The following is a 1,166-nucleotide window of genomic DNA, read 5'->3' on the forward strand; positions in this document are numbered from 1 at the left end:
CCGCGCTGGCCGCCGCCGGGCCGGGGGCGCGGCTGCGCGCGCCGCGCGCCATATCCGACGACCGCATGGCCACCTGTGCCATCGCTATAGGAGCATCCGAATGACCATTCACTTCATCGGCGCCGGACCGGGCGCCGCCGATCTTCTGACCCTGCGGGGCCGCGACATCATCGCCTCCTGTCCGGTCTGTCTCTATGCCGGGTCGCTGGTGCCCGAGGAGATCCTGGCCCATTGCCCGGCAGAGGCGCGCATCGTGAACACCGCGCCGATGGACCTGGAGGCGATCATCGCCGAATGCCGCCGCGCGCATGAAGCCGGACAGGACGTGGCCCGCCTGCATTCCGGCGATCTGTCGGTCTGGTCGGCGATGGGCGAACAGATCCGCCGCCTGCGCGCCGAGGGCATCCCGGTCAGCGTGACTCCCGGCGTGCCCAGCTTTGCCGCCGCCGCCGCCGCGCTGGGCGCTGAGCTGACCCTGCCAGGGCTGGCGCAATCCGTGGTGCTGACCCGCACGCCGGGCCGCGCCTCGTCGATGCCCGCCGGCGAGACGCTGACCAATTTCGCCGCCACCGGTGCGACGCTGGCGATTCACCTGTCGATCCAGAACCTGGCCACCGTGGTCGCCGACCTGCTGCCGGCCTATGGCGCCGAATGTCCGGTGGCGGTGGTCTACCGCGCCAGCTGGCCGGATGAGACAATCATCCGCGGCACCTTGGGCGACATCCAGGCGCAGATGGGCGAGGGGATCGAGCGCACCGCGCTGATCCTGGTTGGCCCGGCCCTGTCGGGCGAGGGATTTAGCGAAAGCTGCCTGTATTCCCCGGATTACGACCGCCGTTTCCGCCCCTCCACCGCCACCGGAACCGCCCGTGGCTGAGGTTCCCGGACTCCTCGTTTCGGCGCCCAGTTCGGGCACCGGCAAGACCACGGTGATGCTGGGCCTGCTGCGCGCCTTTGCCGAGGACGGGTTGACGGTGCAGCCGTTCAAAAGCGGCCCGGATTACATCGACCCGGCCTTCCACCGCGCGGCGGCGGGGCGGGCCTCGTTCAACCTGGACAGCTGGGCGATGGGGCCGGGCCTGTGGTCGGCCATCGCGGCGCGGTCGGCAGGGGCCGACCTGGTCGTCGCCGAGGGCTCGATGGGGCTGTATGACGGCGTGGCCAAG

Annotated in this window: 2 protein-coding genes and 1 pseudogene; all 3 read left to right on the forward strand. The window is 71.0% G+C overall.

Features of this window, described 5'->3' with window-relative positions:
• Nucleotides 1–104: pseudogene (locus tag CVM52_RS27895) on the forward strand (cobalamin biosynthesis protein); the annotation flags it as partial.
• The gene (gene cobM / locus CVM52_RS25925) at nt 101–877 is read left to right on the forward strand and encodes a precorrin-4 C(11)-methyltransferase (RefSeq protein WP_100165075.1); all 777 of its coding nucleotides are present in this window, start codon (nt 101–103) and stop codon (nt 875–877) included. The pseudogene CVM52_RS27895 and the gene cobM, both read left to right, overlap by 4 nt.
• A partial coding sequence (locus CVM52_RS25930; RefSeq protein ID WP_442439586.1) for a nucleotide-binding protein occupies nt 870–1,166 on the forward strand: 297 nt, incomplete at its 3' end. The genes cobM and CVM52_RS25930, both read left to right, overlap by 8 nt.

This window comes from Pseudooceanicola lipolyticus (genome assembly GCF_002786325.1).
Lineage (GTDB): Bacteria > Pseudomonadota > Alphaproteobacteria > Rhodobacterales > Rhodobacteraceae > Pseudooceanicola_C > Pseudooceanicola_C lipolyticus.

Excerpts from the sequence above, each read along its gene's own strand:
- cobM (WP_100165075.1), top strand. The coding sequence starts at position 101 with ATGACCATTCACTTCATCGGCGCCGGACCGGGCGCCGCCGATCTTCTG.